The sequence below is a fragment of the Pseudomonas sp. B6001 genome (assembly GCF_013386015.1).
GTDB lineage: Bacteria > Pseudomonadota > Gammaproteobacteria > Pseudomonadales > Pseudomonadaceae > Aquipseudomonas.
Genome location: NZ_JACAOX010000031.1, coordinates 20,764 through 28,232, shown reverse-complemented (window position 1 = coordinate 28,232; position 7,469 = coordinate 20,764). Strand labels below are relative to the sequence as shown.

The following is a 7,469-nucleotide window of genomic DNA, read 5'->3' as shown; positions in this document are numbered from 1 at the left end:
GCTGTAAGAGCGGAACCCTAAGCCGCCGTTACCTAAATAACGGATATGTACTCAATCCCCCTGCAAACCACCACCAAGCCCCCTGTCATCTAAGCGTCACCGTAACTTCATGGAGATGACACCGGCCCTACATAGCCTGACATGGCACAAACAAGTCGACCGGCCGTAACCCTGGCCGGCACTCGGAGACTCGCCATGACTCAGATCGCCCGCATCAGCGACACCGGCAATGAACGCCGCCTGCAAGCCGAACGCCTGATCGGCGCCCAGGCTTTGCAGGAAGCCCAGGCCCTGCGGTTCAACGTGTTCAGCGGCGAATTCAACGCCAAGCTGAAAGGCGCTGAACTGGGCCTGGACATGGATGACTATGATGTTCACTGCAGCCACATCGGCGTGCGGGATTTGAACAGCGGTCGACTCGTTGCCACCACCCGTTTGCTCGACCACCAGGCCGCCACCACCCTGGGCCGCTTCTACAGCGAAGAAGAATTCAGCCTCCACGGCCTGCTGCACCTCAAAGGCCCCATCCTGGAAATCGGCCGCACCTGCGTCGACCCCGCCTACCGCAACGGCGGCACCATCGCCGTGTTGTGGGGCGAGCTGGCCGAAGTCCTCAACCAGGGCGGCTACAGCTACCTGATGGGCTGCGCAAGCATCCCGATGCACGACGGCGGCATCCAGGCCCACGCGATCATGCAGCGCCTGCGCGAACGCTACCTGTGCAACGAACACCTGCGGGCCGAGCCGAAAAAGCCGCTGCCGGCACTGGACCTGCCATCCAACGTCATCGCCGAAATGCCCCCCTTGCTCAAGGCCTACATGCGCCTGGGTGCAAAGATTTGCGGCGAACCCTGCTGGGACGAAGACTTCCAGGTCGCCGACGTGTTCATCCTGCTCAAGCGCGACGAGCTGTGCCCGCGGTATGCCCGCCACTTCAAGGCAGCCATGTGATGAGCCGCCTTCGGGTGTACGGGCGAATTGCCCGCGTGCTGGTGGTGGTGGCCCTGGGTTTGACCATGGCCAGTGTGTTTGGCGTGTTTGAACGTCTGGGCGTGGCCAACTCGATGGTGCGCCGGCAGCGCTGGTCGCGTTTTTTCATGGCACGGCTGACCAACGCCCTGCCCTTTCGCGTGACCGTTCACGGTGAGTTGCCGCAACAGTCGATGCTGTGGGTCAGCAACCACGTATCGTGGACCGATATCCCGCTGCTGGGGATGGTGGTGCCGATGTCGTTCCTGTCCAAGGCCGAGGTGCGCACCTGGCCGGTGGCGGGCTGGTTGGCCGCCAAGGCAGGCAGCCTGTTCATCCGCCGAGGTTCGGGGGACAGCCAGTTGATTCGCAAACAGATGACGCGTCATCTGGAACAACAACACCCGCTGTTGATGTTCCCGGAAGGCACCACAACCGACGGCCGCGCCCTGCGTACGTTCCACGGGCGGTTACTGGCCAGTGCGATTGATGCCGATGTGTCGCTGCAACCGGTGGCGATTCGTTATCTGCGCGATGGCCACATCGACCCGCTGGCACCGTTTATTGGCGACGATGATTTGCTCTCGCACTTGATGCGTTTGTTCGGCAATGACCAGGGCGACGTGGAAATCCATCTGCTCAAGCCGATTGCCTGCGCCGGGCAGGAACGTGCGGCGCTGGCGTTCCAGGCGCAGCAGGCGGTGCAGAAGGCGTTGTTTGGCCCCCTTCCAGAAGATGAGCAAATGCCAGCGCGGCCAGCATTCGCGGCCTGAAGCGAGCACGGTGAAAAATGTGGGAGCGGGCTTGCTCGCGAAGGCGGTGCATCAGTCAGCAGATTCATTAGCTGACCCACCGCTTTCGCGAGCAAGCCCGCTCCCACATTTATAGTTGTATTGCCAACTGGCTATTTGAGAACCGCTGCAATTCTGGGTAAAACACCCGAAAATCCTCGCTCAACGGCTCGTACAGCGCTCGTAATTCCTGCATGGCATGGCCCAGTTCTTCGGGCCGTGTCAGGCGCCGGCCAATTCCTCGAAGTACCTGTTCCATCACCGCAAATTCGCGGTACGAACCCAGCCAGTCATCCGCCGCCATGTACGGCGCAATCAGCGCCAGCCGCCCCGGCAACGCCGGCTCTTCGGCGAGCACCCGGTAAACCTCAGAGGTAAATCGCTCCAGCGGCTGATCGGCATATAACGCCCAGTCCCGCGCCAGGCAGTGGTCGAAAAACACATCGAGGACAATCCCGGCATAGCGGCGCCGGGTCAGGGTGAAGCGCGACAGCGCCTGCCCGATCAGCGGATGACTGTCGGTGTAGCGATCGATTGAGCGATGCAACTGAATCGCCGACTCGATTTGCGGGCTGAATTGGCCTTGCAGGCGACCTTTAACAAAGTCGCCATACAAGCTGCCAAGCAATTGAGCAGGAAGTTGGCCGCCGAGGTGCAGATGTGCGAGATAATTCATGGCGCGCAGTCTAGCACTGCCGTCAACGTATCGTTATAACCCGATATACCGATTCAATCTGGTTTAAGACCAAAATCATATTGGTATATCGGGATACAACGATTTAAAGTTCGCCTCATCGCGATATAACGTTTTACAAAACCGAGCATCACTGCCATGTCCATCGACCTCGACGAAATAATAAAAGCCCTGGCGCACCCAGTACGGCGAGACATCCTCAACTGGCTGAAAGACCCGAAAGTGCAATTCCCCGAGCAGTTGCACAACCACGAATACGGCATTTGCGCCGGGCAGATCGACCAGCGCTGCGGGCTGTCTCAGTCCACCGTGTCGGCGCACCTGGCGAACCTGCAACGGGCGGGGCTGATCAGCAGCCAGAAGGCCGGCCAATGGCACTTTTTCAAACGCAATGAGGACGTGATCCAAGCCTTCCTCAAAGCGCTCACCGAAGAACTCAGCGCACCGCTGTAACAAGGACCCATCAATGCCTCTCTCGCTACTCATCCTGGCCTTAAGCGCCTTCGCCATCGGTACCACCGAGTTCGTCATCATGGGCCTGTTGCCCGATGTGGCGGCCGACCTCGGTGTATCGATTCCCGGCGCCGGCTGGCTGGTGACCGGCTACGCCCTGGGCGTGGCCATCGGTGCCCCCTTCATGGCACTGGCCACCGCCAAGCTGCCGCGCAAGGCCGCCCTGGTAGCGTTGATGGGCATCTTCATCATCGGCAACCTGCTCTGCGCCCTGGCCAGCGACTACAACGTGCTGATGTTTGCCCGTGTGGTCACCGCGCTGTGCCACGGCGCCTTCTTCGGTATCGGTTCGGTGGTCGCCGCCAACCTGGTGCCGGCCAACAAGCGTGCTTCGGCCGTGGCGCTGATGTTCACCGGCCTGACCCTGGCAAACGTGCTCGGCGTACCGCTGGGCACCGCGCTGGGTCAGGAAGCGGGCTGGCGCTCGACCTTCTGGGCCGTGACGGTGATTGGAGTGATCGCCCTGATCGGTCTGATCCGCTTCCTGCCGGCCAAGCGTGACGAGGAAAAACTCGACATGCGCGCCGAGCTCAGAGCACTCAAAGGCGCCGGCATCTGGCTGTCGCTGAGCATGACCGCGCTGTTCGCTGCCTCGATGTTCACCCTCTTCACCTACGTCGCGCCGCTGCTGGGGGACGTCACCGGTGTTTCGCCCAAAGGCGTGACCTGGACCCTGCTGCTGATCGGCCTGGGCCTGACCGTCGGCAACATCATCGGCGGCAAGCTGGCAGACAAGCGCCTGGCTGCCACCCTGATCGGCGTGTTCATCAGCATGGCAGTGGTGTCCACCGTCCTGACCTGGACCAGCGTCGCCGTGATCCCGACTGAAATCACCCTGTTCCTCTGGGCAACCGCCTCGTTTGCCGCCGTACCGGCACTGCAAATCAACGTGGTGACCTTCGGCAAGGCCGCACCGAACCTGGTGTCCACCTTGAACATCGGCGCCTTCAACATCGGCAACGCCCTCGGCGCCTGGGTGGGCGGCAGCGTGATTGCCCACGGCTTCGGCCTGACCAGCGTGCCCCTGGCCGCTGCTGCACTGGCCGTGCTCGCGCTGCTGGTGACCCTGATTACTTTCCGTCAGACCGGCGATGCCGACCTGGCCCCCGCGACTAACTGATCAACTAAAGAGAAGGGTGTTATCCCATGACGACTATTTTCGATCCGATCAAACTGGGCGACCTGGAACTGTCGAACCGCATCATCATGGCGCCGCTGACCCGCTGCCGTGCCGACGCCGGTCGCGTGCCCAATGCGCTGATGGCTGAGTACTACGTCCAACGCGCTTCCGCCGGGCTGATCCTCAGCGAAGCCACCTCCGTAACGCCAATGGGCGTGGGTTACCCGGACACCCCGGGCATCTGGTCCAACGACCAGGTTCGCGGCTGGGCCAATGTGACCAAGGCCGTGCACGGTGCAGGCGGCAAGATCTTCCTGCAACTGTGGCACGTGGGCCGGATCTCCCACGAGTCGTACCTGGACGGTGAAACCCCGGTCGCGCCAAGTGCCATCCAGCCTAAAGGCCACGTCAGCCTGGTACGCCCACTGGCCGACTACCCAACGCCGCGCGCCCTGGAAATCGCCGAAATCGCCGACATCGTCGACGCCTACCGCGTAGGCGCCGAGAATGCCAAGGCCGCCGGTTTTGACGGCGTGGAAGTCCACGGCGCGAACGGCTACCTGCTCGACCAGTTCCTGCAAAGCAGCACCAACCAGCGCACCGACAACTACGGCGGCTCCCTGGAAAACCGCGCACGCTTGCTGCTCGAAGTCACTGACGCCGTGATTGAAGTGTGGGGCGCCGGCCGTGTAGGCGTGCACCTGGCACCGCGCGCCGACTCCCACGACATGGGCGACGCCAACCTGTCGGAAACCTTCACCTACGTCGCCAAAGAGCTGGGCAAGCGTGGCATCGCGTTCATCTGCTCCCGTGAAAAGGAAGCGGGCGACAGCCTCGGCCCACAACTGAAAGCCGCCTTCGGTGGCCCGTACATCGCCAACGAACGCTTCACCAAGGACAGCGCCAACGCGTGGCTGGCTTCGGGCAAGGCTGACGCCGTGGCATTCGGCGTGCCGTTCATCGCCAACCCGGACCTGCCGGCTCGCCTGAAGGCCGATGCACCGCTGAACGAAGCACATCCAGAGACTTTCTACGCCAAAGGCCCGGTCGGCTACATCGACTACCCGACCCTGGCACTCTGATCTGCTGAAACGAAAAAGCCCCGGCTTGCGAGAGCCGGGGCTTTTTTATGGGCCGCAGGAAACATTCCTTCACAGCCTTGCAACAATATTGCTACAAAATACTTAGCCAACTACCTATCAACCGCCCGCCAGCCCGTATATAACGTCACCCCACAAAATCAGGGAAAAGCCTGATTGACCAGCCCCGGTGTTTATTGTTGACACAACTGGTCGCAATTACGCATTTTGTCTTAATTGCGCAGGCCAGGGCTCAAGCGCAGCATGTCCAACGCGATATCGACCCAGCGCTCTGCGTCCTGGGCCAACTGGAAACTGTCGGGCACCAGCAGCCACTGGCCGAGAATTCCGTCGATATAGGCGTGCATGCACACCGCGGCACGTACGGTGTCGAGATTCTCCGGAAGCTGCCCGCGATGGACCGCGTTACGCAAGGTCAGCCCGATGCGCAGGTTGCATTCGAGGCTGGCGGTCTGGCGCTGACGGCGCAGATCACACATTTCATCGGTGAATTCGCACTTATGAAACAAAATCTCATTGATGCGCCGGGTCTTCGGGTCCAGGGCCACTTGATGGAACAGATGAATCAGCAGCTTGCGCATGCAACCCAGCGGATCGACCTCGTCCTCGCTCTCACTGGCCCTGGCCAATTCATCCAGCGGCTCGTGCAGCGTATCGAGCATCGCCTGCACCAGGTCGGCCTTGTTGCTGAAATGCCAGTAGATGGCACCACGTGTCACGCCTGCCAGCGCGGCAATATCCGCCAGCGTGGTACGCGCAACCCCGCGCTCGTAGAAGGCCTGCTCGGCCGCTTCAAGAATCTGGCTGCGCGTTTCCTGAGCTTCCTCTTTGGTACGACGAACCATGGCAGTAAAACCTCAATCAGGAGACTTGGGGTGATCGGTAACGCAGACTCAACCGCTGCTAACGACCATCTGAATAATTGTGGGACGACGCCGTCAAGGGCGCCGAACGTACTAGAATCGAGGCTTTGGACGCTGCTTTGTCAACATTCCGCGAAGCCTGTCAAGAGTTTACAAACAACCATGAACGTAAGTATATTGCGTAGCAAGCTACTTATCCACTCAGTGCCTGTTTTTTACCCTTCCACACTTCTTGTGCGCACTCTGCGCGCCTGACCCGAGGATCTTCATGCAACTTAAGCCAGCTGTTACCGCCCTGGTTACTGCCGTCGCCCTGGCATCGCTGCTCAGCGGATGTAAAAAGGAAGAAGCGGCTCCGCCCGCTCAAACCCCTCAGGTCGGCGTGGTCACTATTCAACCTCAAGCCTTTACCCTGACATCCGAGCTGCCAGGCCGCACCACGGCCTATCGCATTGCCGAGGTTCGCCCTCAGGTCAACGGCATCATTCTCAAGCGTCTGTTCAAGGAAGGGGGCGACGTCAAGGAAGGCCAGCAGCTCTATCAGATCGATCCGTCGGTGTATGACGCCTCGCTGAAAAGCGCTCAGGCCAACCTCGCCCAGACCAAATCGATTGCCGATCGCTACAAGCAGTTGGTCGATGAGCAGGCCGTCAGCCGCCAGGAATACGACACCGCCGTGTCCAACCGCATGACCTCTGAAGCCAACGTGCAAACGGCCCAGATCAACGTGCGCTACACCAAGGTGTTTGCCCCGATCTCCGGGCGTATCGGTCGCTCTTCGGTCACCGAAGGCGCGCTGGTCAGCAACGGCCAGACCGACGCCATGGCAGTGATCCAGCAACTGGACCCGATCTACGTCGACGTCACGCAGTCCTCCGCCGAGATGCTGAAACTGCGTCGTGACCTGGAAAGCGGCCAACTGGAAAAAGCCGGCGAAAACGCGGCCAAGGTCAAGCTGACCCTGGAAGACGGCACCGCCTACGGCGTGGAAGGCAAGCTGGAATTCTCCGAAGTCTCGGTCGACGAAACCACCGGTTCCGTGACCTTGCGTGCCGTATTCCCGAACCCTGACCACACCCTGCTGCCGGGCATGTTCGTCCACGCGCAGTTGCAAGCCGGTGTGAACAGCAAGGCCATCCTGGCACCACAGCAAGGCGTGACCCGCGACCTGAAGGGCATCCCGACCGCGCTGGTGGTGAACAAGGACAACAAGGTCGAGCAACGTGTACTGGTGGCCAACCGCACTACCGGCGCCTACTGGCTGGTGGAAAAAGGCCTGAACGCCGGTGACCGTGTGATCACCGAAGGCCTGCAATTCATCAAGCCGGGCATCGAAGTCAAGGTCAAGGACGCTGATAACGCCAAACCCGCCGGTTCCGCTGCTGCTCCTGCTGCCGCTGCTGGTCAAGGGGAGTAATT

General features: G+C 60.9%; 8 protein-coding genes. 6 read left to right on the top strand and 2 right to left on the bottom strand.

The annotated features are described in order from the left end of the window. Positions 1-195 precede the first annotated feature (195 nt). Positions 196-951 carry an L-ornithine N(alpha)-acyltransferase gene (gene olsB / locus HX821_RS26940; protein ID WP_008431132.1) on the top strand — a complete coding sequence of 252 codons (756 nt, stop codon included), beginning with the start codon at positions 196-198 and terminating at the stop codon, positions 949-951. Continuing rightward, entirely contained in the window at positions 951-1,742 is a 792-nt protein-coding gene (locus tag HX821_RS26935) for a 1-acyl-sn-glycerol-3-phosphate acyltransferase (RefSeq protein ID WP_177036913.1), read from the top strand. Before olsB ends, HX821_RS26935 begins: the two co-directional genes overlap by 1 nt. 109 nt (positions 1,743-1,851) lie before the next feature. Here HX821_RS26935 and HX821_RS26930 read toward each other — a convergent pair whose 3' ends face one another. Further along, on the bottom strand, positions 1,852-2,436 hold the full coding sequence (locus HX821_RS26930) for an ACP phosphodiesterase (protein ID WP_177036911.1): 585 nt from the start codon (positions 2,434-2,436) through the stop codon (positions 1,852-1,854). Between the two features lie 156 nt (positions 2,437-2,592). Here HX821_RS26930 and HX821_RS26925 point away from each other — a divergent pair, with 156 nt between their 5' ends. From HX821_RS26925 to HX821_RS26915, 3 genes are read left to right on the top strand one after another with little or no spacing between them, the layout of a single operon-like run. Further along, a complete protein-coding gene (locus tag HX821_RS26925; RefSeq protein WP_003219793.1) occupies positions 2,593-2,907 on the top strand; it encodes a helix-turn-helix transcriptional regulator in 315 nt (104 codons plus the stop codon). Positions 2,908-2,920: 13 nt separating this feature from the next. Then, on the top strand, positions 2,921-4,087 hold the full coding sequence (locus HX821_RS26920) for an MFS transporter (protein WP_003219795.1): 1,167 nt from the start codon (positions 2,921-2,923) through the stop codon (positions 4,085-4,087). A 26-nt stretch (positions 4,088-4,113) separates the two neighbouring features. Beyond that, positions 4,114-5,169 carry an alkene reductase gene (locus HX821_RS26915; protein ID WP_008431139.1) on the top strand — a complete coding sequence of 352 codons (1,056 nt, stop codon included), beginning with the start codon at positions 4,114-4,116 and terminating at the stop codon, positions 5,167-5,169. A 230-nt stretch (positions 5,170-5,399) separates the two neighbouring features. Here the strand turns inward: HX821_RS26915 and HX821_RS26910 are convergent, their stop codons facing one another. Further along, positions 5,400-6,032 (bottom strand): TetR family transcriptional regulator, encoded by a 633-nt coding sequence (locus tag HX821_RS26910; RefSeq protein WP_003219798.1) that lies wholly within the window; start codon positions 6,030-6,032, stop codon positions 5,400-5,402. Positions 6,033-6,318: 286 nt separating this feature from the next. Here HX821_RS26910 and HX821_RS26905 point away from each other — a divergent pair, with 286 nt between their 5' ends. Next, positions 6,319-7,467 (top strand): efflux RND transporter periplasmic adaptor subunit, encoded by a 1,149-nt coding sequence (locus HX821_RS26905; protein WP_003219800.1) that lies wholly within the window; start codon positions 6,319-6,321, stop codon positions 7,465-7,467. The last annotated feature ends 2 nt before the right edge of the window (positions 7,468-7,469 follow it).